20 protein-coding genes and 1 pseudogene are annotated in these 24,285 nt (G+C 59.3%); 11 read left to right on the forward strand and 10 right to left on the reverse strand.

Features of this window, described 5'->3' with window-relative positions:
• Nucleotides 1–190 precede the first annotated feature (190 nt).
• The 3 genes from IC235_RS06725 to IC235_RS06735 form a co-directional block, all read right to left on the reverse strand.
• Nucleotides 191–607 carry a hypothetical protein gene (locus tag IC235_RS06725; protein WP_191004406.1) on the reverse strand — a complete coding sequence of 139 codons (417 nt, stop codon included), beginning with the start codon at nt 605–607 and terminating at the stop codon, nt 191–193.
• 19 nt (nt 608–626) lie between these two features.
• The gene (locus tag IC235_RS06730; RefSeq protein WP_223847125.1) at nt 627–2,006 is read right to left on the reverse strand and encodes an MBL fold metallo-hydrolase; all 1,380 of its coding nucleotides are present in this window, start codon (nt 2,004–2,006) and stop codon (nt 627–629) included.
• 153 nt (nt 2,007–2,159) lie between these two features.
• Nucleotides 2,160–2,576 carry a hypothetical protein gene (locus IC235_RS06735; RefSeq protein WP_191004407.1) on the reverse strand — a complete coding sequence of 139 codons (417 nt, stop codon included), beginning with the start codon at nt 2,574–2,576 and terminating at the stop codon, nt 2,160–2,162.
• 432 nt (nt 2,577–3,008) lie between these two features.
• On the opposite strand from IC235_RS06735, the gene IC235_RS06740 reads away from it, so the two are divergent.
• Both IC235_RS06740 and IC235_RS06745 read left to right on the forward strand, forming a co-directional pair.
• A complete protein-coding gene (locus IC235_RS06740; RefSeq protein ID WP_191004408.1) occupies nt 3,009–4,580 on the forward strand; it encodes an amino acid permease in 1,572 nt (523 codons plus the stop codon).
• 291 nt (nt 4,581–4,871) lie between these two features.
• Nucleotides 4,872–5,249: a hypothetical protein gene (locus tag IC235_RS06745; RefSeq protein WP_191004409.1), complete on the forward strand. Its 378-nt coding sequence runs from the start codon at nt 4,872–4,874 to the stop codon at nt 5,247–5,249.
• Between the two features lie 391 nt (nt 5,250–5,640).
• On the opposite strand, the gene IC235_RS06750 is transcribed toward IC235_RS06745, so the two are convergent.
• Both IC235_RS06750 and IC235_RS06755 read right to left on the reverse strand, forming a co-directional pair.
• Nucleotides 5,641–6,078, reverse strand: a complete 438-nt coding sequence (locus tag IC235_RS06750) for a hypothetical protein (RefSeq protein ID WP_191004410.1) — start codon at nt 6,076–6,078, stop codon at nt 5,641–5,643.
• A 734-nt stretch (nt 6,079–6,812) separates the two neighbouring features.
• Complete coding sequence (locus tag IC235_RS06755; RefSeq protein WP_191004411.1) at nt 6,813–7,019, reverse strand: hypervirulence associated TUDOR domain-containing protein; 207 nt, start codon at nt 7,017–7,019, stop codon at nt 6,813–6,815.
• 438 nt (nt 7,020–7,457) lie between these two features.
• Between IC235_RS06755 and IC235_RS06760 the strand changes: the two genes are divergently transcribed.
• On the forward strand, nt 7,458–9,488 hold the full coding sequence (locus tag IC235_RS06760; protein WP_191004412.1) for an RICIN domain-containing protein: 2,031 nt from the start codon (nt 7,458–7,460) through the stop codon (nt 9,486–9,488).
• Nucleotides 9,489–9,673: 185 nt separating this feature from the next.
• A complete protein-coding gene (locus IC235_RS06765; protein WP_191004413.1) occupies nt 9,674–10,561 on the forward strand; it encodes a DUF6929 family protein in 888 nt (295 codons plus the stop codon).
• 184 nt (nt 10,562–10,745) lie between these two features.
• On the opposite strand, the gene IC235_RS06770 is transcribed toward IC235_RS06765, so the two are convergent.
• Nucleotides 10,746–11,162, reverse strand: coding sequence for a hypothetical protein (locus tag IC235_RS06770; protein WP_191004414.1), 417 nt, complete (start codon nt 11,160–11,162; stop codon nt 10,746–10,748).
• Between the two features lie 197 nt (nt 11,163–11,359).
• Between IC235_RS06770 and IC235_RS06775 the strand changes: the two genes are divergently transcribed.
• On the forward strand, nt 11,360–11,785 hold the full coding sequence (locus tag IC235_RS06775) for a hypothetical protein (protein WP_191004415.1): 426 nt from the start codon (nt 11,360–11,362) through the stop codon (nt 11,783–11,785).
• A 110-nt stretch (nt 11,786–11,895) separates the two neighbouring features.
• Nucleotides 11,896–12,951 (forward strand): cobalamin B12-binding domain-containing protein, encoded by a 1,056-nt coding sequence (locus IC235_RS06780; protein WP_191004416.1) that lies wholly within the window; start codon nt 11,896–11,898, stop codon nt 12,949–12,951.
• A gap of 63 nt (nt 12,952–13,014) precedes the next feature.
• Here the strand turns inward: IC235_RS06780 and IC235_RS06785 are convergent, their stop codons facing one another.
• On the reverse strand, nt 13,015–14,133 hold the full coding sequence (locus IC235_RS06785) for an AI-2E family transporter (RefSeq protein ID WP_191004417.1): 1,119 nt from the start codon (nt 14,131–14,133) through the stop codon (nt 13,015–13,017).
• A gap of 322 nt (nt 14,134–14,455) precedes the next feature.
• Complete coding sequence (locus tag IC235_RS06790; protein ID WP_191004418.1) at nt 14,456–15,649, reverse strand: lactonase family protein; 1,194 nt, start codon at nt 15,647–15,649, stop codon at nt 14,456–14,458.
• Nucleotides 15,650–16,231: 582 nt separating this feature from the next.
• On the opposite strand from IC235_RS06790, the gene IC235_RS06795 reads away from it, so the two are divergent.
• The gene (locus IC235_RS06795) at nt 16,232–16,765 is read left to right on the forward strand and encodes a GAF domain-containing protein (protein ID WP_191004419.1); all 534 of its coding nucleotides are present in this window, start codon (nt 16,232–16,234) and stop codon (nt 16,763–16,765) included.
• Between the two features lie 197 nt (nt 16,766–16,962).
• On the opposite strand, the gene IC235_RS22565 is transcribed toward IC235_RS06795, so the two are convergent.
• Nucleotides 16,963–19,689, reverse strand: a complete 2,727-nt coding sequence (locus IC235_RS22565; RefSeq protein ID WP_191004420.1) for a T9SS type A sorting domain-containing protein — start codon at nt 19,687–19,689, stop codon at nt 16,963–16,965.
• A gap of 345 nt (nt 19,690–20,034) precedes the next feature.
• On the opposite strand from IC235_RS22565, the gene IC235_RS06805 reads away from it, so the two are divergent.
• The 3 genes from IC235_RS06805 to IC235_RS22775 all read left to right on the forward strand — a co-directional run bounded on the left by IC235_RS06805 (nt 20,035) and on the right by IC235_RS22775 (nt 22,069).
• Nucleotides 20,035–20,859: a GNAT family N-acetyltransferase gene (locus IC235_RS06805; protein ID WP_191004421.1), complete on the forward strand. Its 825-nt coding sequence runs from the start codon at nt 20,035–20,037 to the stop codon at nt 20,857–20,859.
• A 305-nt stretch (nt 20,860–21,164) separates the two neighbouring features.
• Nucleotides 21,165–21,863, forward strand: a complete 699-nt coding sequence (gene nfi, locus IC235_RS06810; RefSeq protein WP_191004422.1) for a deoxyribonuclease V — start codon at nt 21,165–21,167, stop codon at nt 21,861–21,863.
• Between the two features lie 62 nt (nt 21,864–21,925).
• Nucleotides 21,926–22,069 (forward strand): DnaB-like helicase C-terminal domain-containing protein, encoded by a 144-nt coding sequence (locus tag IC235_RS22775; RefSeq protein ID WP_191004574.1) that lies wholly within the window; start codon nt 21,926–21,928, stop codon nt 22,067–22,069.
• A 105-nt stretch (nt 22,070–22,174) separates the two neighbouring features.
• Here IC235_RS22775 and IC235_RS06820 read toward each other — a convergent pair whose 3' ends face one another.
• Entirely contained in the window at nt 22,175–23,446 is a 1,272-nt protein-coding gene (locus IC235_RS06820) for a Fic family protein (RefSeq protein WP_223847126.1), read from the reverse strand.
• 324 nt (nt 23,447–23,770) lie between these two features.
• Here IC235_RS06820 and IC235_RS06825 point away from each other — a divergent pair.
• Nucleotides 23,771–24,241 (forward strand): annotated as a pseudogene (locus tag IC235_RS06825) (DnaB-like helicase C-terminal domain-containing protein); the annotation flags it as partial.
• Nucleotides 24,242–24,285 lie beyond the last annotated feature (44 nt).

The raw sequence follows: 24,285 nt of genomic DNA on the forward strand, positions 1-24,285 counted from the left end.
TGTGGTCACATTTCGCGTTCTGCCAAGCGCAAGCATGATTGCCGCTATTGCCAACGAAAAGGCGAATAGCGGCAATCATACATATCATAACAATAACGGCGAAGCTACTGCACCGTCTGCTTCTGGAACTCCGTAACGGCCTTGCCCAGCACGATGGGTATATTTTCCGCCTTTTAAGGTCGCATACTTATCAATCCTCATGGGCTAGCCTTAAATCGATCATTCCCTCAATATCAGGTAAATGGAGTTGTGGCCCTTTTTCCTTTGGCTCCCATCCCTTGCTTAAAGCGTATTGAATTACTTGGCGAACGATATAAGGCGTGATAATAAGTTGCTGCTTTGTCGAGTATCCTATAACCTTTCCGGCTGTGTCATGCAGCTTCCCAGTTAATTTGCTATGATACCCAAACTCAGTTGTGAGTAGCCGACCCAGGTTGTCTAAAGGCACAATGGAAAGATGGACCACGTAATCATTACCGGTAACACTCCACGCATAGCGGCAATCATTGACAGTTATTTTGCGGAGTCCTTTTTTAGGCAACGCCATATTACGAGTTGAATCTGAAATGATGAATTCTTTGCTGGCCGGAGCTAGTGAAAGCAGCATCAATCAAATTCTGAAACCGTTAATGCACCGCCTGCTTCTGGAACTCCGTAATGGCCTCACCCAAGTCCAGTACTTCCACACCGGGCAGCGCAGTTTGCACGATGCTGGCCCCGGCCGCCGAGCGGTAGCCGCCCGCGCAGTGAATCAGCACCGGCTTGTCGGTGGGGATTTCGTGGGCCCGCTCGCGCAGCTCGGGCAGGGGGATAAGTAGCGCGTTTTCAAACACCGGCACCTTGGCTTCGGTGCGGTTGCGGATGTCGACGATGGTGAAGGCTTCGGGGTGCTGGCGCACGGCCTCTACGTCGACGATGGGGGCGGTAGCCGGCAGCGACAGCGGGGCCAGCAGGGCGCCTTTGATGTTGCCCTCATAGCCGATTTTAGCCGTTTTACGCACGACGGTATCCAGCGCGATCTGGGAGTCGGCCAGCAAATAAAACGGCTCGTTGGGGCCTACTACCGAGCCCAGCCAGGTTTCAAACTTGCCACCATCCTGCAGGTTGATGGCCCCGGGCAGGTGGCCGGCCCGAAACTTGGCGGCGGGGCGCGAGTCGATAATCAGCACGCCCGGTTGCAGGGCCGCGGCGCTGCTGGGGTGCGGTACGGCCCGGATGCTGTCTTCGAAGCTAGGGGCGCCCTGCTTGTTGAGCTTGACGTCGTGGCCGAAATACTTGGGCACAAAGGGCTGGTCCTCGAGCAGGACCTTGATAAACTCTTCCTGCGACATGGGTTGCAGGGCATAGTTCGTCTTCAGCTCCTTGGCGATGGTGCTGTCCAGGTCGGGGCTGGTGGTTTTGCCGCAGAGCGAGCCGGGGCCGTGAGCGGGATAGACCCGGGTGGCGCCGGGCAGGGTCATCAGGCGGGTGCGGGTGCTATGGTAGAGCTGGGCGGCGAGCGCTTCGCGCCGGTGGCCGCCGACGGCCTCTTCCTCGCGCAGGTCGGGCCGGCCCACGTCGCCGACGAAGAGCGTGTCGCCGGTAAACACGGCCCGGCTTTGGGCCAGCTCGTCCAGGAGCAGGATGCTGATGCTGTCGGGCGAATGGCCGGGGGTGTTGATGGCGTGGAGCTCCACGTTGCCGAGGCTGATGCGGTCGCCATCGTCGAACGGCTTGTGCGGGTACTTGGCCCCCACCAGCTTGCTGCAGTAGATCGTGGCCTCGGTTTCTTCGGCAATTTCCAGGTGCGACGACACGAAATCGGCGTGTGGGTGCGTCTCAATCACTGCGATGATATCGGCCTCGTGCTCGTCGGCGAAATCGTAGTAGGGTTGGGGGTCGCGGCCCGGGTCGATGATGGCGACTTGGCGGCCGCAGCGCACGGCGTAGCTGGCGTGGGCCAGGCCCTTATCGTAGAACTGCTGGATTTGCACGGCCGAGGCCGTGCTACTGGGAAGAGGAGGCATTGGGAAGGGTTTAAGACAAAAGCAGCGCCGGGTTGGCTAGCCCAAATATAAGCAAGTAGCGGAATGACGAAATTGGTTCAGCTTAGCGAAAGAGCCTAAAAAGCCCCAGCCGATGGGGCTGGGGCTTTAGGTTTGCGAGCACCTGAGTGGGCGTTAGGGGTTGGCCTTAGCTTTCTTTTTGCCGTGGTCGTGGCGCTCTTCCTTAAGCTGGTTGAACTTGGTGTACTGCTCGGGGGTGAGGATGGTTTTGAGCTGAGCCTGGTAACGGTCGTGCGCGGCTTTCAGGTCAGCGCGGCCCGCTTTTTTGTCGGTCCCGTACTTCGTTTTCAGGGCCGCCACCTCCTGCTGGCGCGCCAGCAGAAGCTGCTCCACGCGAGCTTCCTGGTCAGCATTCAGACCGAGGGCCTTGGCCATTTTGCTGGCTTTGCGGTCGGCTTTTTGGGTGGGGCTTGGATGGCTTCGGGCCTTTTCGTTGGCCTGCGGGCTGGTCGTTGTTGCGGGGGCTTGTGCGAGGGCCGCGCCGGCCGTGGTCAGAACCAGGGAGGCCAGCAAAAGCAGCGTGTTTTTCATGTTCGAAAATGAAGAAAAGAGTTGGCGTGAATTTAAAAGGAATCTGAAAGCTATTTGGGTTGAGCACCCGCCTGAAATGGTAAAGGCTGAGCCAGGCTTAGTAAGAATGGTTGAGAAAAGTCGCTTTCCTTATTTTTCGCGCCTCTCACCCACCTTACCGGGCCGACATCAACGCGGGCACCCGGCTGGCGCGTATGGGCCGCTGGATAAGCTCACTCCTCATAGATGCCCATTTGGCGCCTGAGTTTAATTAAACGCGGCAGTCCCCGGTGCCGGCCGCAGCGTACCCGGCAAAAGCCTGGAAATAGAGTCGGAGTGAATTTGCTCCCTATATTTCGGGCCCGCCGTTGCCAACGGCGCGCCTATCATTGGCGCTTGGTCGGTTGCACCCACTTTCCCTAACCTCTACTTTTCCCTTCTTAATTCTGACATATGGCAAGTATTTTCGCCAAAAAACCCCTGGCCCAGTTGCTGGGCGAGGCTAACTCCACCGGCCACGGCACGCTTAAGCGGACGCTGGGGGCCGGCAACCTCGTCGCGCTGGGCGTGGGCGCCATTATTGGGGCCGGCCTGTTCGTGCGCACGGCCGCCGCCGCCGCCCAGGCTTCGGGCCCGGGTGTAACGCTGGCCTTCGTTGTGGCCGCCATCGGCTGCGTGTTTGCCGGCCTGTGCTACGCCGAGTTCGCGGCCATGATTCCCATTGCGGGCTCGGCCTATACCTACGCCTACACCACCATGGGCGAGTTCGTGGCCTGGGTGATTGGCTGGGCCCTGATTATGGAATACGCCCTGGGCGCGGCCACCGTATCCATTGCCTGGAGCGAATACCTGAACAAGTTGCTAGAGGTTTTTGGCACCAGCATCCCCTATAGTATGAGCCACTCGCCCTTTGAAAGCGCCGTGGTTAATGGGGTGACGGAGCACGGCATTCTGAACCTGCCCGCCCTGCTGGTCATCGTGGCCTTGTCGCTGCTGCTGATCAAGGGTACCCAGGAATCGGCCTTGTTCAACGCCATCGTGGTATTCCTGAAAGTGGCCATCGTGCTGGTGTTCATCGCCGTCGGCTGGCAGTTCATCAACCCTGCTAACCACACGCCCTACCTGATTCCCGAGAATGCCGAGCCCGTGAAAAATGCGGCCGGCAGCATCGTGCGCGAATACACGCAGTGGAACAAGCACGGCTGGGGTGGAGTGCTCGGGGGCGCGGCCATCGTGTTCTTCGCCTTCATCGGGTTCGATGCCGTGAGCACCGCAGCCCAGGAAGCTAAGAACCCCAAGCGCGACATGCCCATCGGCATCCTCGGCTCGCTGGCCGTGTGCACCGTGCTCTACATCCTGTTCGGCCACGTGCTGACGGGCGTGGCCAGCTGGCGCGAATTTGCCGACCCGGCCCTGGGTGGCGAGGCCTCGGTAACGTACGCCATCAAAGCGCACATGCCCGGCTACGGGTGGCTGAGCACGGCCGTCACGGTGGCCATCCTGCTCGGTTTTTCCTCGGTAATCCTGGTGATGCTCATGGGGCAGAGCCGCGTGTTCTTCTCCATGGCCAAGGATGGCCTGATGCCCAAGGCTTTCTCGGAGTTGCACCCCCGCTTCGCCACACCTTATAAGTCGAACATTGCCCTGCTCATCTTCGTGGGTGGTTTCGCCGCCTTCGTCCCCGGCTCCCTGGCCGGCGACCTGACTTCCTTCGGTACGCTGCTGGCTTTCGTGCTGGTGTCAGCTGGCGTCTGGATCATGCGCCGCTCCGACCCCGAGCAGCACCGTCCGTTCCGGGCGCCGCTGTCGTCGCCGCTGTTTCCCTTCGTGCCTATTATGGGCATCCTGGTGTGTACGCTCATGATTCTGGCCCTCGACTCATTCACCCTGAAAGTAGCCCTGGGCTGGATGCTGCTGGGCTTCATCGTGTATTTCCTGTATGGTAAGCGCAACTCCATGCTGCAGAAAGGCATTGTAGTAGTGCCCACCGAAATGGAAGAGCAAGCCTTCGTCGAGCCTGATTAAGAACAACCGGTAGATTCGCTAGGCGAAAAAGCCCCGCTGGCAATTGCTGGCGGGGCTTTTTTGGGCCGATTTTCATCCCGATGAGGAATGTGGGCAAAGCAGCCCGCCCCGAATTGAGCTATCAGCTAACTCGGCCGCGCTGCGTATTTCAGGCATAGGCATTGAGATCGGTTAATTAGCTGATTCGATTTAACTAATTTTTAATTACTCCCGATATAATTAGTTAACTTACTGCCGGCAATTAGATGGAAAATATATTATTGGCGGTAACATCCCAACCACTGAAAGTGCATGAATGAATATAAAGACGCATCGAAAGAATCATTTAACGACGACTTTTGCTCTTATCTCGAACATCATTTGACGAGAGCGTTTGCAAATGCGGAAGATGAGTTGGTTCAAAAGGTCTGGTGCGATGGAGTACTCATGCCATTCTTTGAAAATCAAACTTCTAAAAAGAGTGTGAATGACACCAAAAGGATTGTTACCAAGGCTTGGATTGGACAAGATGGGCAGGGAGAGTATGAGCTGGTTATTAAATTCGAAAAATATTCGCTGAGAAAATATGCTCGGGGAAGCAGTTTACAAGATTGCGTGCCAAGTGAGCGAACCCTGGATTGGATAAATATTGATCTGGCTAGACGGACAATAGAAATACAATTGACTTGAACGCTGTGCCTCCACCACTTGCTAAGGCTTCCAGCGGTCTGCTGGCCCCAACCGGCCGCCAGGCACGCGGCCTAGTGAGAATAGGAAGCGACTTATTGCCTTTTCAGGGGCGAATCACGCCACACACGCTTTTGATAGCCGGTGTGTTTCGTAAGGATTATGCCACCTGGCACAGGCCGTGGGGGCCCATAAGCCGGGTGCCCACGGCCCAGCCTCATCGGCCTGGCCAGCAGTAAGAGCTTCGAAGAAATTTGGGTGTTGCTCTACCGGGAGCCCGGCTCATCGCGGTGGCAGCCCCCGGCCGGGCACACGGCGTGGGCCCAGCCGCTGTTAAAGCAGAGCGCCTGGGCTACCTAGTCAGTTTTGCGACCGCCACTTGGGCTCGCCCCAGCTACTGAAAGACCAGGTTGGGGGTGGAGCGCGATAAATTTAGCCACGCCTCCGCGTCGTCGTCTTCCGTAAACCAACCGATGTGGAACGCGGGTGCGGCCAGCGCCGGGTTGCTCAAGGGGTAGCTGCGGGTTTGCAGCGCGTCCCAGAAGCTCGCCTGGGCGACGAATGCCACGTGAGGAATCTGCTTCAGTGCGCGCGGTACCTGGGGCAGGAACTCCTTAACCAGCCACTGATAAACGTCGGTTGGGCGGGTGCTCTCGTTGGCCCGGCCGTCGAGCAGCCAGTAAGAGCACTGGTAGCGCTGGGCCATGGCCAAGAGCATTTCGCAGGCTTCAGTAAATTCAAGGGTCAGCAGCGGCCGCAACACCAGGCCCCGAAGCAGTGGAGGCTGGGTTTGGTAGTGCACTGCGTAAGGGTGCGGAGGAAGAAAAGCCATGGTAGAAGGTAGAAAGGAAGGATAGAGAGGCAAGTTACTAATAAGCTATTTAAGATTACTAAGTTTATTGAATGCTGTGAAAGCATTATAAATCAGCCGTAAATACGTGTTAATGGTTGGGCAGTGCCCCGTTGGCTATCGTGCAGCTCCCCGGACGGCATTTCTACGTGTTTCAGAATGGTAATACCTGGCGCTGGGCCCGCTAACCCGCCTTGGCCGACGAGCGCTACTTACCACGGGGAGCAGCGAGGAAGCCTAGAAGCGGGGCAGGGTTGCTGCCGGGGTATCCTGGCGTGAAAGCCCACCAAAAATGCCCGCCTGTCGCCGCCAACCGGTGAGCCGATACGGCCGCCCATACGCCCTGGGCCGGCTACGGGGCGGCCCAGCCTAGCAAGGGGCGCAACCGCTTTTTTTCGGGTATAGGCCGCTAGTTAGCTGGCTGCGTGGAATCCGGAGCAGTCACGATGCGGCAACCGCCATCTGGGTATGGGATGCGCGGGCATTGCGTAATTCCTTACTTGTCTAGAGCCCAGGGGCACCAGCTCGCACTCCTGCCGCGGGCGAGCCAGCGCATAGGCCCGAGCCGGCGTAGCGCTCGAGCCGTAGCCCACCATGCGGAGCCGGGGCAACAGTTCATCGTCGAGCACGGTACCAGTCAGGGAGCAGCGCGGCGGACATGCGCCCGGGGCACGACTCGGCTAAATTTAACCAGTGCCGTACTTGTTGCCTGCTTTTTAGGCGGCCATTACTTCACTTTTTAGCTTGAGCACCCGGTCGCCATTGTCCTGCACGATGACCAGGGCAGGGTCCTTAACCGAGCCGTTGCGGTGGATTTCGGACCCTTTGATGGTGCGCGAAACCGGTTCTTTGTGAATCGATTCGATTTTGCCGGTAGCCGTGCCGGTGCCGTATTTCCAAGTGACTTTGGTGCCTTTGCGCATAAAAAACGAGGATAAGATGAGGAGAAACAGGAGCGGTTATTCAATTCTTACTGTGAATTGAGTGCCACCGTTGCCCAGTGGCGGTTGGGAACGCTACAGCTGACGAGACCGCGCCGGCCGGCAGCGGGCTTTTCGCAGCGCGTTCTCCGGGCTTTGCACGTAGTTTTTGCCTAAGAATTTCGATCCCAGCCGGCCGCTGGCGGGGCTTTTGGTTCCGGCTGGCCCGGCACCTTCCCGCGCAATGGTGCGCTCGCCTCGTGGCCGGGTGGTTGGGCCTTCACCCAGGCCACCCCCGGGCCCCTGTCGGCCGGGAGCTACATGGCGTCAAACTAGGGCTAACGCGGATTGGCATTAGATTGGTAGCAAGGGTTTTTCCTTTTCGAGATGTTCTTTTGTATAGTTCACCTATGCGCGCTGCTGTGTAGCCCGCCCCCGCTAATGCCTCGATTATTATCGCTTTTATTGCTGCTGCCATTTATTTCGCCCGCCCAAACCCCCTTCGTCCCCGATGAGCGGGCCTACTACGGCCTGATTGACCGCGGCAGCGGGCGCTGCCTCGACGTGGCGGGCGCCAGCATGGCCAGCGGCGCGCCGGCCGTGCAGTGGGAGTTCACCCACGCAGCCAGCCAGCAGTGGCGCCTGGTACCGATGAAGGCCGGCAGCGAGTACTACCGTATTGAGGCCCGGCACAGCGGCCAGTGCCTGACGGTAAGCAAGCCCGGCGAGAACATGCCCTTGGTACAGCGCCCTTTCCAAGGCAGCGCCGAGCAGCAGTGGCGCCTGATCCAGGCGGGCCCGATTGGTAGCTACCAGCTGGAAAACAAGAGCGAGGAGCGGAGCGCGGCCCTGGCGGCGCCCAATAAGTTCAACGGTACCCCCGTGCTGGCCCAAAAAGCCAACGGGCGGGCCACCCAGCAGTGGCGCCTGTTCCAGCTTCGCCTGAACCTGTTGGAGAGCCCCCTGCCCTTGGGGCCGCCGCAGCCGCTGAGCGGAACCGTAAATTCGCCCGCCAACGAAGTACATCCCGTGCTGAGCCCCGACGGCAGCACGCTGTACTTTGCGCGCACCAAGTTCGACGGCAATACCGAGGGCAACGCCGACTCCGGCGATGCCTGGATGAGCCAGTCGTCTGATAAAGGCCAGACCTGGGGTATCCCCACCCGCCTTAATACCGTCAACACGCGCCAGAACAACGAGGTCGTCGCCACCGTGGGCTCTGAGGGGCAGACGCTGCTGGTGCGGGGCACCTACGAAAACGAGGCCTTTCGCGATGAAGGCGTGAGCACGCTGCCGCGCGCCGCGGCCCTGGGCCCCGCCGCCAAGAACGTTCGGCCCACGGCCTTGCGCATCGCTAACTACTACTCGGCGGTACCCGGCGCGGGCTTTTACCTGACGCCGGATGAGAAAATCCTGCTGCTCTCCCTGGAACGCAGCGATTCGGAAGGCGGCAACGACCTCTACGTGAGCATGCCCGATGGCAATGGCGGCTACACCGAGCCCAAAACCTTGGGTCCGATGATCAATTCGCCCGGTTTCGACTTCGCACCCTGGCTGACTCCGGATCGGCAAACCTTATATTTTGCTTCTTATGGCCACATGGGCTACGGCTCGGCCGATATTTTTGTGAGCCAGCGCCTCGACGACAGCTGGCAGCGGTGGAGCGAGCCCCGCAACCTGGGCCCCACCGTGAACGGGCCCGGCTTCAACGCGTACTTCTGCCTCACGGCCGACGGCAAAACGGCGTATTTCTCGTCTTCGGCCACCTCGGGCGGTCCCAGCGATATTTGGCGCACCGGCCGCCCCGTGCCGGCCGACTCCTTGCCCGCCGCGCCCGTGGCGGTGGTCACGGAGGCGTCGGCCCGGGCGTTTGTGAGCGGCCGGGTGCTCGATGCGCGCACTAAGCAGCCGGTGCCGGGCGCCATTGTGACAGCCAACTTGCTGGCTAACGCGGCCGGCGTGCAGTTCAACGCTACCAACCGCGCCGACAACACCGGCGGCTACCAGCTGTCGCTGCTGCCGGGGAAGTACTACCTCTCGGCCACGGGGGGCGGCTTTCTCAGCGTGGGCGACACCCTGGTGGCGAGCGGCTCGCCCCGGCGCGATTTGCTACTGCTGCCCGCTAGCGTAGGCTCCAAGCTCGATTTGCCCAGCATCATCTTCGCCCAGGGCAAAGCGGGGCTGCTGGGCTCATCCTACCCCGAGCTCAACCGCTTGGCCATTGCCCTGCAAGCCAGCCCCAGCACCGAGGTGCGCCTCGAAGGCCATACCGATAACGTGGGGCCGGCCGACAAGAACCAGCAACTGTCCGAAGACCGGGTGGCCGAGGTGAAGCGCTACCTGGTGGGCCGTGGGGTCGACGAGAGTCGCATCACCACGGTGGGCTATGGGGGCACGAAGCCTAAGTATTCCAATGAGCGCGAAGAGACCCGGCGGCTTAACCGGCGGGTAGAGCTGGTGATTGTAAAGTAGGCGTTAGCCCAGCCGTGGCTGCACCCCCGGTGCGGAACGTGCGGGGTTCGCCGGCCGTAACCCCGAGGGCTCCACCCGGCAGGCTATCTTGCGGGTCTGGGCTTCGCCAACGCGTGGTTAGCTCCGACCTGCGCGGGTGCCTCCACCCACTCGTGGTGGAGTGCCAGTGCCGCGCTCTTATGCTTATGACTGCTACCGTTCTTTCCGAAACCACCATCCCTGGGCTGCCTTCAGCCTCGGGTATTGAGCTAATTGGCCCCGTGGCCTACGTCGTCAGCGACGATGCCCCGTTTGTATACCTGCTCGACGCCGCGACGCTGGCCGTGCTGGGTCAGGTAAGGCTATTCGAAAGCAGCGAGTTCAGCAGCGGACGCCTGCCTAAAAGCACCAAGGCCGACGTCGAAGCCCTGACCGCGCTTACCTGGCCCGATGGCCGGGCGGGCGTGCTGGCGCTGGGCTCGGGCAGTACGCCGATGCGTGAAAACGGCTGGTTTGTGCCCGTTTCGGGCGACCCACCGCAGCGGGTGGGCCTGGCCCCCCTCTACGCCTTGTTGCGCCCCCACTTGCCCGCCGGTGCCACCCTTAACCTCGAAGCGGCCGCGGCCAACGCGGCCGAGCTGCTGCTGTTTCAGCGCACCGTGGAAGTGGCCCACGGGGCTTTGCTGTTCCGCCTGCCGCTGGCGGCCACCCTGCAGTTTCTGGCGGGCACCGGGGCGGCTCCGGCCGTGGCCGCACCCCAGCGGTTCGAACTGCCCCACCTCAACGGCCGCTCGGCAGGCTTCTCGGGAGCCACCTTCGTGCGGGAGCAGCTATTCGTTTCCGCTTCGGTAGAAGATACGGCTGACGCCGTGCTGGACGGTGCCGTGCTCGGCTCCTTCGTGGGCGTGTTGGATGGCCCTCACCGCCCGCCCACCTTTGCTCGTTTGAGCTGGGCTGATGGCCGCGACTACCTCGGCAAAGTGGAAGGACTAGCCGTGCGCCGCCCATTAGGCGCTGGCCGCTGGGAATTGCTGCTCGTAACCGACGACGATGCGGGCGGAAGCACCGCCGTCGTAGCCGAAGTAGCAATGTGAAAACTGGTTCGTGGCCCTGGGCCCGGCGGCCTCGGGGATCTTGGTTACCCTTGCGCACGGACGCTGGTCTGCCGCTCATTCGCAGCGGCAGCAAGGCTCTGAATGGGGTATAGGACTCCGGCGTGCCGGCGCTTGCGAGATGGGTCGATTTATCGCAATAAAATCCAATATGGGCTCCTTGGCGCTACAAGCTCGCTAGGCGGCGCTGCTGGTGCAGCCACGCCACGGCTTCCGCCTCGGCCTCAAACAGCCGGTAGGTCAGGGCTGACGGCTGGGAGTCGTTCATCAGCAGGGTTGGCGAGAGGCGGTTGAGCAGGCCTTGCGGAAGGATAACGGCACTGTGGAGCTCGTCGCCTCCGCGCTCGCTACGGGCCCGCCAGTACTCATGAACCCAGGTGCGTTCCTCATCGGTAAACGGAGCCGTAGCACGCTGGTCTGCCAGTAGTTGGTGCCAGCCATAACGGCGTAGCAAGTGGCCGGTATGGGTTAGAAAAGCCCGGAAGAAAGCGAAGTCGCGCTGCCCCGCCGCGTACCGTACCAGGGCATAGCCGTCGGGGTGCTCAAGCACCCGGCCCACCGAATTTTCAAAATATAGACGCATTACTGATAATAGATAAAATAATAGCTAACTCCGGTTGATAACTGGTATAATTAGCGGGGCCGGGCGGGTGGCCAAACTCCCACTGAGGAGGGCTTACGGAAAAATAGAATTTGCGTTATAAGCCAATAATGTTCATTTTTTGACGTAGATTTCGGTCTTCCAACAGAGTCCTTTCCTTCGCATCTACCCCTTTGCCCATGAACTTGCTGCTCCGTACCAAGGAAGCGCTTTATTTTCAAAGCCCGGCCGGCAAAATTTTTCACCACCCCGCGGGCTTCGTGCGGCTCACCTGGAGCGCCGAGCGCACGTCGATAGAAACTGTAAAGGCCTTCTACGAGCAGGCCCTGGCCCTGCTGATTCACTCGGGGGCCCGCAAGATCCTATCCGACCACGGCCAACGCCAGCCCTTGTCGGGCGTGGCCCAGCAGTGGCTCATCGAAAACTGGATGCCGCGGCTCATCAGCCAGGTTCACGCCTGTCATTGTGCCCTTGTGGAAGGTACCAATGCCTTACATCGGTTGGCCGTCCAGTCGGTGCTGAACTCGTCGCCCAGCGGGTTGGTCTTCCAGCGGTTCGCGACGGTCGAAGCCGCCGAAGCCTGGTTGTCCGGCATTCGGACCTAGCGTTGGCCGGCAGGGGTGGAGCCAGCAGAGAAGAGCGCTTTAGACGAAGTCCTGGTTAGTAGGAAGATATTTGCTAATTATTTGTATGCCTGAGATATACTATCAATCCGTTGCTTACTGAACAAGTGCTCCATGAGCAAATTGCTCAACGGCTGTACCAGGAGTTAGGGGCTTTGGCCGGCTACGCCGCCAAACCGCTAATGCCCACCATAACCGATTCCGCTACTGTCGATACCTCTCCCGACCACCTCCAGCGGCACCTGCTGGCGTTGGCCCTGGCCAATGCCGTGCTGATGAACAGCCCCGCCTTGTTTGGCGCCCACGTACGGCAAATGAGCCAGCAACTGGGCCCCGAAACTACTGCCGCGCAGGTGGCTGCCTTGGGTCAGGCCTTGCTACCACGCTTGAGTACGGATGAATACGCCCTCGCCGCCCGCATGCTCAACGCGGGCCGGAATGCTTTGACGGCCCCGGAAAGCACCGACGCGGCCCCGCTGCCCGCCCCCGACGGAGCTCCGGCTGGCCGGTTTGGTACTTTGGCTATCAACTACCTGGCCCTGCTGCTGGCCGCCGACCGTCCCGCCGCCCAGCGTCTGGTACTTCAGGAAGCCGAAGCTAGTACCGACGTTCGCGATTTGTACCTGCACGTGCTGCAGCCCGCCCAGCGGGAAGTAGGCAGCTTATGGCAGCGCGGCACCATCAGCATCGCCGAAGAGCATTACTGCACGGCGGCCACCGCCGGCCTGATGGCCCAGTTGCGGCCTTACTTCCAGCGCACCCCCCGCAACGGCCGCCGGCTGCTGGCAACTTGCGTTGCGGGCGACCCGCACACCATCGGCCTGCAAATGGTGGTTGACTTCCTGGAATACGATGGCTGGGACGTGAGCTACCTCGGAGCCAGCCGGCCCCTGAATAGCATCCACGGCATGGTGGCCGACCAGCGCGTGGACCTGGTACTCATGGCTGCTTCCATGCCGCATCACGTGCCCCAGGTGCGCGACTTAGTCGCGGCCCTGCGTCGGGATCCGGCCACCCGCTGCGTGCGCGTGCTGGTGGGTGGCCATTCCTTTGGGCACGACGCCACCCTGTGGCAAAACACCGATGCCGATGCCTGGGCCGCGAGTGACGCCGAGGCCGTAGCCGTGACGCGCGGCCTGTTCGAATAGAAAGACGGTAGCTTCCAGGGACCCATCAGTGGGCTACGCTAACGGGCCGCCCAGCGTGTATTCCTACTCAACCACCAACTGGTTATCCGCGTTCTTCTTAGTTCTTTTGGCGCGGGGCCCTTCCTCGTCGCCCAGCAGCAGGCCCCAGGGTTTCAGCGCCGGGATTCGGTCGAACACGATTTTCAGGATGGCAATGACCGGCAAGGCCAGGAACATGCCCGCGATCCCGCCAATGGCATTAGCCACGAGCACGCCCACGATGGCCACCAGGGCGTTGACCTTGACTTTAGAGGCTACGATGCGCGGAATCAGCAGATGGTTATCGGTGAACTGAATGAGCATGTAGGCCAAGATTACAGCCAGGGCGTGGCCGTAGCCGGGCTTCGTCACGAAGGCCATGAGTACGGGCAGCGCGATGGCAATGAGCCCGCCGATGTATGGAATGAAGTTGAGTAGGGCACCAAGCACCCCCAGCAGCAGGGCATATGGCACCCCAATGATGAGCAGCGCCGTGGTATTGAGGCTGGCCACGATGCTGGCTTCAATGAGCAAGCCCACCATGTAGCTCCGGATGGTGGCCTTGCTTTCGTGCAGCACGTCAAGCACGCTGGTGTCGTTGTGATGCCGGGAAAACACCTGGGTCAGGAAGTCAACCAGCCTTTTCTGGTACAGGAGGAGCAGAAAGATATAAACCGGAATGAGGGTAGCCACCACCACCAGGCCCGACACCGCCGACAGCGTGCTGCCCAGCAGCGCCGAAGCCCGGCTGCCGGCTTCGCTCAGCACGCTCTGCAGCTTCTGGTCGCTCACGCCCACCTGGTTTTGCAGCCACTGGTGCACTTGGTCGGTGGTCTGGGCTAACTTCGCCCGGAACAAGGGCATCTGGCTCGACAGCTGCACGGCCTGCGCGTAGATGAAGTATAGTAGGCCCAGCAGCGACACCACCCCCAGCACCACCGTGAGGGTGATGGCCAGCAGCTTAGGCACCCGGTGGCGCAGCAGCCACTGCTCTATCGGGTGCAGCATAATGGCGAAGATGGCCGCGAAAAACAGGGGGAAGATGATGGCGCTCGCCACGTGAATGGTGAACACCAGCAAGGTCAGGGTCAGCAGTATCAGCGGGGCCTTCACAAAAAGCGGGAACTGCAATTCTTTGGGGCGGGGCTCGTAAGGATCGGGCATGGTAAAAGAAGGCTGGGAGGAGGAGAGAGGAACTTGCCACGCCGAAGCCCGGCATTGGAAGCGCTACCAGCAGTGGCCGGTCGCCCTCGTTGGCACCGTCCAATCCTCGTCCTGCTTACGGTAGCCATTCCGGCGCGTTGCCTGGCCGGCTGCTCCCGTCACAACAGGTTAAACATCAATGCAAAGATATGGATTTGCCTTAGCGAGAGCCAGGAAACGGGGACTGGAGCGGTGCCGGTGCGCATCCGGGTCCCGCCCCCAGTCGGCCGCGCGGCCCAGGCATGGACAGGTACCGGCCAAATCCACGTGCTACATCTTCTTTTTACTGGGTGAAATCCTCTACCACTTGCAAAAACATGGGCGATGGTACCTCCACCGCTTGCCCGGTGGGGGTGAGCCGGCCCGTTTGCTGGTCGACGTGGTAGGCTACCACGTTGTTGGAGTGCTGGTTAGCGACCAACAGCAACCGGCCGGAAGGATCCAGGGTAAAGTTGCGGGGCGTTTTACCCTGGGTGTCGACGTGCTGGATGGGCGTCAGAGTTCCGTTGTGCGGGTCGATGGCAAACACCGCAATGCTATTGTGGCCCCGGTTCGAAGCGTAGAGAAACCGGCCACTGGGCGCTACGTGCACGTCGGCGCCGGAGTTCTCGCCGGGGCCGGGGTAGTGGGCTGGCAGCGTTGATATAGTTTGCAGCTCGCGAAACTTGCCGGCCGCCGCCTCATACGCCAGCGCCGTCACGGTCGAGTTGAGCTCATTGATAAGATAGGCCATTTGGCCGCTGGGGTGGAAAGTAAGGTGCCGGGGGCCCGCCCCGGGTCGGGCCACAAATGCGGGCTCGCGCTGGCGCAGCAACTGGCCCTGAGCTGCATCGAGCCGGTACGCGTACACCCGGTCGGTGCCCAGGTCGACCGCCAAGGCGAAGGTATTGGCGGGGTCGGGCACGATACAGTGCGCGTGCGGCCCGTTCTGGTTTTTGTGCGGCCCCGAGCCTTCGTGCTGGCTGGTAGCCGTGGGCGGCGCCAGCTGCCCATCGGCGGCCAACGGCAGCAGGCTTACGGTACCAGCCAGGTAGTTGGCCACCAGCACCACGTTGCCGCTGCGGTCGAGGCTAATGCAGCAGGGCGAAGCTCCGTGGGAAGGCTGCTGGTTCAGCAGGGTCAGGTTGCCGGTACGCGGATCCACGGCAAAGGCACTCACGCTCCCGCCGGGCTCGCCCCGAAACGTTTCGGTCTCGCTCACGGCGTACAGCCGTTGCCGGCCCGCATCCATGGTTAAATAAGTCGGCTGGGCGCCGCCGCGCTGGGCACCTAGCCGGGTGAGGACGCCGGTGGCAGGGGAGAGGTGGTACAAAAAAATGGAGTCGTCCTCGGCTGAGGCGACGTTGGTGCCCACGTACAGCAGATACCCCTTCGACTCGCGGCCATCCGTCAGGCGGGCGTACCCGAAGAGAGCCGCTGCCATCAGGTTCAACCCGCTGATTATGGGAGAAGTATAAAAGCCAGCGAAAAAAGCCATCGGGAGCGCAGATTTGAGGAACACGTTATAAGTGGGCAATAGCTACTCTATTGTCGTGATTGCCAAGAGGCTTAAAGGATATAGAGCCCGTTGAATGGCAACGCATAGTCTTTACTCTGTATCAATCCTTTTTTGCGTCGGGGGCCTTCACTCTTTTAAAAGAACCGGCACAATTATAACTAGTGCGGCCTTCTTGCTTTGCTCGGGGCACCGACGCCAAGCCAGCCGCTATTGCGTCCCCGACGCCGGCTCGCGCCATGTTTAGCCGACCTAACCACCTTTCCCTTCACGCTCTAGCCAAAGCCTTCTGGCCGCCAGCCAAGGGGCTTTTTGTGCTCCTGCTGCCCTGGTGGCCCTTTTATGACATCAATTCTGAGTAACGATATGGCGAGCAAACCCATCCCTTTCATTCGGGCTTCTGATGCCTGGCATTCCGACCGGTGCAGCTTGGCGGCGAGCTGGTGGATTTTCAGCCATCGCGCCAAGAAAACCGTTCTGATAAATGGCTTTACTTACCGGCATCCCGGAAGCTGGTGCGCCCGTGCATTTTACCCTCAGAACGGTAGCTGAATTTCTATTTCAATGACGACTGTCTCCCCGATCACGGAGCTTGCCGCAGCCCTGGCCGCTGGCAATCCGCCCGCTGAATGCCTGCAGCGTGCCCTGACGCTGGTGGGCTCGCACCTGCGCGCCGACCGCTGCTTTCTTTACGTGCGCAACCCGGCCCGGGGGCGGGGGCGCATTGCCTTCGTCTGGCGGCTCGACGAGGCCGTGCCGGACCCCCGCCACGACTGGCAGGACGACACGGGCGACCTGCCCCGGGAAGACCCCCTGTTTCGGGCCGCGCTCGCCGGCCGGCCCTCGGTGTACGTCGATGACGTAACCGCCGCCGGGCCCGACGTGCTCAACCAGGAGTTCGAGCGCCGCACTTTTGGCCACCGCGCCCTGGTGCACGCCCACATTACCAGCCAGGGCCAGCTGTGGGGCATCTTGCAGCCCTGCGCATTTGGCCACCCCCGCCACTGGACTGCTGCCGAACGTGACTACCTGGACGCTGCCGTAGGGCTCTTCTTGCCGGTTATTCAGGAATACATGCGGGAAATAGGGACACTTTGAATCTCAACTCTCGGATTTTTCGGTGAGCCTTCGAGCCTATCTTAGCGATGGGTGCCAGCATCAGGGGGCGTACCCGCAGGCCGCCATCCGATGGCTGCCCAAGGTAGATGCCAACTGGAATGGTCAGTGCAGATGGTAACAAAAAGCCTCGGCCAACGGCCGAGGCTTTTTGTTACCATCTGCACTATACCATCAGGCTAATGCTCCACGACCAACCGAGTGGTTTGGGTGGTTGTGGCAGTGCGTACCCGCAGCACGTACACCCCAGCCGGCACGTTGCGTACATCCAAGCTCACTGTACCGCGCCAAGGAAACGCACGTACCGTCCGTCCCAAGGCGTCGAGCAGCTGGCCTTCGCCGGTTTCAGCAGTTGGTCGGTCCGATACCACGGTGATCTCCTCGTTTCCAGGGTTAGGGTAGGCTACGAGGCGCATTTCCGGGCGTGACTTGGTCGGCGCCGTGGCCAAGAGCTGCGCCGCGGGGCGCTGCTGCACCACGGCGCATTTGTTTGCTTCCCATGTAAGGTAGTTGATAGTATTCTGCACCCCTCCTCGCGTACCTACATAAAACAGACTGCCATCCCGCTGCCGCGTCAGCCCCCAGTGGCAATTGCGGATCCCGCTGTACTCCTCAATCACCCAACCATCAGCATCAGGCCCGCCTTGTGTGCACCCCCAACGAGCCCGTGCAATGCCGCCGTTACTGGTGCGGTACAGCAACGCACTGTTATCGGTGAGGATGATGTCCCCCCACGCATTGCTAACGCCCAGATTCTTGGCAGTCTTATAGACACCAGTGTTATAATCGTACCCAATCGCAGCCACGTCATTCCCAGTTGTACAATAATAAAACACGACGTCCGATCTGTCACTATATTTCTCCAAGGCGAGCCCGTTACGGACGTTGGTGAGCGGCCAGGGTAACGGTTTATCTTGCCACCCATTGTTGGTCCACCCAAAAACGCGCAGGGTTTGTTGTGAAATGCAGGCCACGGTCCCAGCGCTTGGGCACAAAATGGCTCCCTCTACGGCATCAACGGGAACAACAGAGCTCACCACATCGTGATACCACACGTTGGCATCCGGGTCGTACTTAACATACTCCAAGTGCCCTTGGGTACTACGGTAATAAATGGCCTTACGATTTACCCGTTTATCAAATGGCCCCGTCGCCTCGAACACAAGGTTGCCAGCCACGTTGTTGGCCCCGTTAGCACTCGTAAACGTGGTATTGTGCGACCAGGTATTTGTGCTGGCTATCCACTGGCAGTAATCAATTTTGTTATCGCTCGTTCGATAAAACAACAGCCCATCCTCGAAAAACATGAGGTCGCTCGCCGCATTGGACGTACCCGGAATGCTGTACGTGCCCCATTTGCCCGTGCCGGGCTCCCATTTGGCGTAGTAGATGAGTCCCGATTTATAATCCCGCCAGCAAATCGAGCCGTCGTGCTCCAGGGCCAGCGTAGATACCGTCTGGGCGTAGGAATGAGAATCAGAAGTAGAACCCGCCAGAATGGGCTCTTTTGAACCGGTGGCTGGGTACGAGTAGGGCAGGGTGTAAGCCGGTATAAAGGTATCATATCGCCCGGTCCAGAGTTCCGCGATACGGGTTTGTTCGCGGGAGGGGCTCCCATCGTCAGAGGGCACATTGAACCGGTACAGTCCCTTTACACCATTGGCCGCCACGGTTCCCCGTCGGCCAGGCATTTCCAGGCTCACCTGGGGGTCGTTGCACTGCAACCATTTGTACGCATGGCGCAACCAGTCGGCGCGGTAGGTGGCCGAGGGTTGGCTGGCGTACCACGTAATTTCGTCCCAGCCCCACATGTGCATCTCAGGCTTCCAACTTTGCACGGGCGCCAAAGTGTCGCTGCCGCTATTGTCTAGTTCCACCAGAAAGAGCCGCGGGTCATGATCTAGCAGCGAAGGCCCGTCGAAGTCATTGGGGCAGCTACGGCCAATCAACTCAGTGCCATACACTGGTGCTTCGTAAAAGCCGGGAGTGCCCTGAGGATATCGGTCCCCATTTATTACCGTTTCTTTATACTGGGTGTGGATTTTAGTGGCATGGATGGGCATAGAGTGAAAATCAAACAGTTCAACCCCCTGGTACTGAACGGGGCGCTTGATGTGGCAATCCAGTATGACGTAGCCCCGCCGGGCTCCTTGTATGTCGTTGGGTTGGCCGCGAGTGTCATTTACCTGGGTGAAGTTCGGATTCCCGTTCCGCGCAAATGCCCGGATTCGGTCAATGAGCATTTTACTATAGCGATAAGCCTCTTCTCCGGTCCCGCCGGGTCGCTGCCCTAATGCATCTCTGTAAGCAATGAGGTGCCACTGACCCATGTGCAACGCCTCTATATTGGAGGCCATGTAGTTACAGGCGCGGTAGTAAAGCCACATTTGTGCTTCTTCACTCGTCACATCGGGTATAGCATAGTTGTGATACTTCAAGTGAGCTTGCCAATAATCATACGGGTAGGCAATTCGCTTGGCATCGAAGGGGCGCACCGTGTAGTCAGCGTCTGGATGAAATTCTTTATACACCCAGGCCGGTAAGGGAATGGTATTGGCGCTTCCCGTAACCTCATAGTTTGTTTGGCTAATTGGAGATTGCGGATCCCTTGCTACATAATTTCCGATAAATTCAAAGATGGCAGCTTGAATTACGCGATCCGCGTTGCCTTCTAATAACTTATTAGCAATGTCATTGGTGCGCTGAAAGTGGTCTTGGTCGCCCCTGTCGCCGGTATTGCCCCACCACCACGCAGCCCGGCCGATGAACTTGGCTTGGATGCTGTTAAGGGAAGCAATGTCGGCGTTTCGCTCAGAGTCCGGATACGGGATACCCCCACTGGGGTTTGGGTCATCTCCGCACACGCCGGCCATGGTGATGGAGCGTTGCAGAAAATTATGGAGCACAGGGTCGCTTATGCCGTTCTCATTAAACTGGTACGACGGTGACTGGGCTCGTCCCAATAGCGCACAAAAGAAAATCAGGAATGTCAGTACATACTTCTTCATAGTAAGGAATTAATGTTCATTAGTTCAGAAGCAAATGTACAAAAAATGTTTATTGTATAATAATTGATGCTTATTGTATAAAAAATATTGGTTTCCCTCATCCAGCAGTAGCTTAGGGCGCGGCATATCGGCAGACCATCCGGCTGGCATATTCAGGCTGTGATTTTCTCTAAGCACGTCTTGTATCTTGTGGTGAGCCCAGCAGCTGGTTGTTGTGGGCGTTAGTATGACGTTATTTGAAAAATGATTTTTTCAGACAAGCACCTGGCGCAACGCCTGGAACAGGCGGAGGCTCAGGCTAATGCTAATTTTATTGAGGCCCGCTGCCGACTAATGCCCGAAAGCGAGGCCACCTGGACTAAGCTGGCAGGTGCCTACCTCTTGTTTGATGGGGTAGGCTCGCCACTAACGCAGAGCTTTGGTCTGGGGCTGTTTGACGAAGTGGGACCCGCCGAATTGGAGCAGGTAGAGCAGTTCTTCGCCCAGCGGCACACCCCAGTATGCCTCGAGATCAGCTCCCTGGCCGATGCTTCGTTCCTGGCTTTGCTGCCCACCCGCGGCTACCGGCCCATAGAATACACCAGCGTCTTGTACCGGGAGCTCTCCCCGTTGCCACACCCGACCACCGTTCAGTCGGGCCCGCTTACCACCCGCCGCATTACGGCGGCCGAAGTGCCAGTGTGGGCCCATACCTCCGCCGAAGGGTGGCGTCCGGAGAGTCCGGACCTGGGAGACTTTGTGCTGGCATACGGCCAAATCAGTGCCAGCAGCGACGGCGCCGAGCCATTTCTGGCCGAACTCAATGGTCATCCCATTGCCACTGGTGGGTTGTTTGTGCATCAGGACGTGGCGCTGTTGATGGGCGCCAGTACCATCGCGACGGGCCGACGGCAGGGAGCTCAATCAGCGCTGCTTGAGGCTCGTTTGTGCTTCGCGGCGGCTAAGGGCTGCACGCTGGCTATGATGGGCGCGCTGCCGGGCAGCCAATCGCAGCGTAACGCGGAGAAAAATGGCTTTCGCATTGCCTACACCCGCCTCAAATGGCAATTGGAACTCCCTTTAAAGTAGCCAGAAGCCTGGGATTGGATAATTAGAAAAGGTAATGAGCCGGGCCGCGCGTCGTTGAAATGGCGCAGGCTACGGTGGCGTCAAACCAAGACCACGTCCCATGATTGCTGCAGTGTTGTGCGAATTTCACAGTCATCAGCCTCGCCAGTCTGGCGGGGACAAATACGTTTTGGCTCGGTCGGTGTGCTTCACTGCCAACCGGTTGCACTGCGCAAGGGAGGGCAGATTTTACGGGCAGCGTGCGCCAGTGCGTAGCTTGCGGTTCCATATAGCGCCGGGCCAGGCTCCCATTCCACCATTTTCCCGTGACTAGGCAGCAAATACAGGAATTTGAACAACTGCAGCAGCACCTGCGGCAGGCGGTGGTAACGACGGATGCCTGGGCCGGCGAGATAAAAACGGTAGCCGGTGTCGATGTGGCTTACGAAAAAGGGAGCGACACCCTAATTGCCGCCGTGGCCGTCCTCGATGCCCACACCTTGGCCCTACGGGAAGTGGTATCGTTTCGAGGGGAGGCGACCTTTCCTTATATCCCGGGCCTGTTTTCGTTCCGCGAATTGCCGGCCGTGCTGCAGGCCCTGGAGAAATTGCCTCAAGCGCCCGACCTGGTGGTGTGCGACGGGCAGGGCCTGGCTCACCCGCGCCGGTTTGGGCTGGCCTGTCACCTGGGCGTGGCCACCGGTATCCCCACCATCGGCTGCGCCAAAACCCGCTTGTTGGGCGAGTACCAGCCCCTGGCACCCAGCCGGGGCAGCTACGCGGAACTGGTAGACAACGGCGAGGTCGTCGGCCGCGCGCTCCGAACCCAAACGGATAAAAACCCCGTCTTCGTGTCGGTCGGGCATAATATCTCGCTGGAAACCGCCACCGAGTGGGTGCTGCGCCTTACCCCGCTCTACCGCTTGCCCGAAACCACCCGGGCCGCCGACCACGCAGTAAACACCCTGCTCCGCGCAACGAGTGCCTCGAAAGATGAGGATGATTCAGCGAAGGCAAGCCTCTGATCCAATTGTTTGACTTTTCGGCAAACCCTGTTTAGGTACATGCCTTTCAGCCAAATTAAGGTATCACCTCAGTAAGAGTAGATACCTGTCGTTGTGGTCACCACCTTAAAAAGCTAGCTAAAAAACTCCGCACCCTCGTTATTGCCCTGTCACAGTTGAGCCGCGACCAGGAGAAAAGAGCAACCGATGAAATCATTGCCAGCTAGCTGTACAATGCGCTGTGGCACTTTCCAGATGTGCAAAGCAAGGCCAGCAAGTATTCTCTGCCCGCCTCCTGTTGATACATCTTCTTACGCTACTTGCGGGCCTGGTTATCGAACAGAGTTTAAAATATCGGCCTCTTTCCCCGCAGGATATAAACCTGGAAATAGCACCGGCGCGAACGCAATAGGGTAAGCGGCTCGATACGGTGCAAAACGGACAGAAAGGTCCGTAGTCAGCAGTTCGGCATCGATCAGCGTTTTGGCTAATTCCTTGGCTGTTTTATCGGATAGGGCTGTTAGCCGCATGATCTCGCCCCTCGCTATACTACCTTTCAGGAAGACAGCCTCGAGCACGTAGTAAGCTTCCGGCCGCCACTTACGCTTCACTGCCAGTAAATCAACCAGGTTCCGAAGCCGGCCCAGCATTTCGTCAATGGCCAAGACCTGCGTCATGTAGCGAATCTGGTCAAGGGCAACTTGGAGGAAAAATTGGCAGAAGGCAACCAACCTCTTTTCTGATAAATTACCTCGCCCATCGTAGTCGTTGAGACGTTGCGAATCGGCGGCGGCCAAGGCCTGTTTGTACGTCTGTTCGCTGCGGGCCAGGCCCCGCGACATCGACCATAGTCCGCCTGCGTTTAGGCCCTCGGCCAGAAACGCAGCATCACTGAACAAGCGCAGCACCCGCCCGTTACCGTCCAGAAACGGGTGCAGCCAGGCCAGGCGGTGGTGTGCGGCCGCGATATTGACAATACGCGCCAGCCGGTTAGCCTCGGCCTTCGGCCGATACGCCCATTCTACGCGCTCGATAAAGGCCGGTAGCGCTTCCGCCGCCGGGGCTACGTGGCGGCCAACTCGTACTTCATTTGTACGCAGCTCACCGGGCAACACCTCCAATTGGGTACCCTCGTGCGCTTCCACCCAGCGGAACTCCGCTGGCAGATGCTCATAAAAAGTACGGTGTACCGCTCGCCAGAAACCCTCCGTGTAGGGATTATTGTCAGCGGCGGCTAGTAGCTCTGGCAACCGCTTATGCACTGCTATGTGCGCCAAAGCTTCCAGTTGTAGCGAGCGGTTACGGCTATCTGAGGCGTACATTTCTCGCAAGGCCTGGGCAATAGCTAGCGGATGGGTATCGTGCCCTTCGATCAGATTTGAGTAGTAGCTGTTGGCGGGGCGCAGAAAATCGGCAATGGCTCGGGCTGTCATTGGGTGCAGCGACCCACTTAGCCGTGCCGCTGCCTCTACAATATCCAAGGCGGATTCCCTTAGCTCCACCGGCAACTCACTAGGTTTCAAAGGGGCTATTGCTGCCGGATCACGATACAGTGCTTCAAGCTTTTGCATGCACAATACTACCGCATAAATTCCGGAACGCATTCCGTATTATAAGATACTTTATCACAGGCTAATATATTGATAAATTCCGCTCTCATTCCGATAGACGCGCCGGATGATTTATCTATAGTTCCATTACTGGGCCGCCTGGACGGTTAGCCAACCACCTGCCCTGAATAGGAGCCGCTGTCCAACTAGAGCAGTTCCTGGAACCTAATCTGGTCGAAGGCCGGCTCGTCACCAGTTCTGAACAGGTCTAGGTCAGCAACATTTTGTTGTCAGGTCAGGCAGGCATGAAACTCCCGGCTATCCAACTTTACCCCTGCATACCCACGGCCACGCCCTGCAACTCGACGCACGCCTGGCCTCACCGTCCAGCAGGTGCGCGCCAAGTGCACGCACCTGCACGTGCAGCACCCCCTGCGCCTAGTCCTGGTCGACTACGTCCAGCTCATGCGCGGTGATACCAAAGGCAACCGCGAGCAGGAAGTGGGCAGCGTCAGCCGCGGCCTGAAGGAACTGGCCAAGGAGCTTAACGCCCCCGTCATCGCCCTTTCCCAACTTTCCCGTGACGTGGAGAAAAGGGGAGGAGAGAAGCGCCTGCTGCTCTCGGACCTGCACGAGTCCAGCAGCCTGGAGCAGGATGTCGACTGCATCTTCTTCCTCTGGCGCGGCGAATATTATAACATCGCCAAGTACCAGGACGGCACTACCACTGCTGATACGGTATTGTTTGACATTGCCAAGCACTGGAACGCGGCCACAGATAAAGTCATAGCCGCGTGCTCCATGCGGCGAAGTATTATGATCGACTTGGAGTCACTAATGACTGAATAACCAGATCGCTTGTAAATGGCTCTTTTTACCGAATGTAGAATCTG

The organism is Hymenobacter montanus (assembly GCF_014699115.1).
Taxonomy (GTDB): domain Bacteria; phylum Bacteroidota; class Bacteroidia; order Cytophagales; family Hymenobacteraceae; genus Hymenobacter; species Hymenobacter montanus.

Coding starts and splice junctions, on each gene's coding strand:
- IC235_RS06795 (WP_191004419.1), top strand. CDS start 16,232: ATGACGACTGTCTCCCCGATCACGGAGCTTGCCGCAGCCCTGGCCGCT.
- IC235_RS06745 (WP_191004409.1), top strand. CDS start 4,872: ATGAATGAATATAAAGACGCATCGAAAGAATCATTTAACGACGACTTT.
- IC235_RS06760 (WP_191004412.1), top strand. CDS start 7,458: ATGCCTCGATTATTATCGCTTTTATTGCTGCTGCCATTTATTTCGCCC.
- IC235_RS06730 (WP_223847125.1), bottom strand. CDS start 2,006: ATGCCTCCTCTTCCCAGTAGCACGGCCTCGGCCGTGCAAATCCAGCAG.
- IC235_RS06790 (WP_191004418.1), bottom strand. CDS start 15,649: ATGGCTTTTTTCGCTGGCTTTTATACTTCTCCCATAATCAGCGGGTTG.
- IC235_RS06785 (WP_191004417.1), bottom strand. CDS start 14,133: ATGCCCGATCCTTACGAGCCCCGCCCCAAAGAATTGCAGTTCCCGCTT.
- IC235_RS06820 (WP_223847126.1), bottom strand. CDS start 23,446: ATGCGTTCCGGAATTTATGCGGTAGTATTGTGCATGCAAAAGCTTGAA.
- IC235_RS06725 (WP_191004406.1), bottom strand. CDS start 607: ATGCTGCTTTCACTAGCTCCGGCCAGCAAAGAATTCATCATTTCAGAT.
- IC235_RS06770 (WP_191004414.1), bottom strand. CDS start 11,162: ATGCGTCTATATTTTGAAAATTCGGTGGGCCGGGTGCTTGAGCACCCC.
- IC235_RS06755 (WP_191004411.1), bottom strand. CDS start 7,019: ATGCGCAAAGGCACCAAAGTCACTTGGAAATACGGCACCGGCACGGCT.
- IC235_RS06765 (WP_191004413.1), top strand. CDS start 9,674: ATGACTGCTACCGTTCTTTCCGAAACCACCATCCCTGGGCTGCCTTCA.
- IC235_RS06775 (WP_191004415.1), top strand. CDS start 11,360: ATGAACTTGCTGCTCCGTACCAAGGAAGCGCTTTATTTTCAAAGCCCG.
- IC235_RS06735 (WP_191004407.1), bottom strand. CDS start 2,576: ATGAAAAACACGCTGCTTTTGCTGGCCTCCCTGGTTCTGACCACGGCC.
- IC235_RS06750 (WP_191004410.1), bottom strand. CDS start 6,078: ATGGCTTTTCTTCCTCCGCACCCTTACGCAGTGCACTACCAAACCCAG.
- IC235_RS06740 (WP_191004408.1), top strand. CDS start 3,009: ATGGCAAGTATTTTCGCCAAAAAACCCCTGGCCCAGTTGCTGGGCGAG.
- IC235_RS06805 (WP_191004421.1), top strand. CDS start 20,035: ATGATTTTTTCAGACAAGCACCTGGCGCAACGCCTGGAACAGGCGGAG.